The following is an 843-nucleotide window of genomic DNA, read 5'->3' as shown; positions in this document are numbered from 1 at the left end:
GCCGCTCGCGCTGGGCACCGACACCGCCGGCTCGGGCCGCGTGCCGGCCGGATTCAACAACATCGTCGGCCTCAAGCCCACACCGGGCCGCGTGTCCACCACCGGCGTGCTGCCGGCCTGCCGCTCGCTGGACTGCGTGTCGGTGTTCGCGCACACCGTGCCGGCCGCGGCCACCGTGCTCGCGCTGATCGAAGGGCCGGACACCGACGACGCGTACAGCGCCTTCGCACCGGGGCCCGCCGGCTGGAACGGCCCGCTGCGCGTCGGCGTGCCGCGCGATCCGGTCTTCAGCGGCGACGCCGGTTATGCGGCGGCCTTCGAGCAGGCGCTCGGCGAGCTGCGCCGGCTCGGCCACAGCGCGGTGCCGATCGACTTCGCGCCGCTGCACCGGGTGGCCGACCTGCTGTACGCCGGGCCCTGGGTGGCCGAGCGCCATGCCGTGGTGCAGGAGCTGCTCGCGCACGACCCGCAGGCGCTGGACCCGAGCGTGCGCCAGATCGTCGAGTCGGCCACGGCCTTCAGCGCCACCGATGCCTTCCGCGGCCAGTACCGGCTGCGGGCGGCGCAGCGCGACGCCACCGCGCTGTGGCGGCAGGTCGACGTGCTGATGGTGCCCACCGCGCCGGGGCACCCGCGCTTCGACGAGGTCGACGCCGACCCGCTGGGTGCGAACGCCGGCCTGGGCACCTACACGAACTTCGTCAACCTGCTGGGCTGGTGCGCGCTGGCGGCGCCGGCCGGCTTCACCGCCACGCCGGTGTCCGAAGGCCCGGCCGCCGGGCTGCCGTTCGGCGTCACCTTCATCGCTCCGGCGAACGCCGACGCCGCGCTGGCCCGCTTCGG

The 843-nt window shown here is 75.8% G+C and carries 1 protein-coding gene; it reads left to right on the top strand.

Going from position 1 to position 843, the window contains the following annotated elements:
- On the top strand, positions 1–843 hold an 843-nt coding region (locus x551_RS22835; RefSeq protein ID WP_036252088.1), incomplete at both ends, for an amidase family protein.

The organism is Methylibium sp. T29, assembly GCF_000576205.1.
GTDB classification, from domain to species: domain Bacteria; phylum Pseudomonadota; class Gammaproteobacteria; order Burkholderiales; family Burkholderiaceae_C; genus Methylibium; species Methylibium petroleiphilum.
Note: the sequence above shows the minus strand (reverse complement) of the source record. Positions and strands in the feature narration are given on the sequence as shown.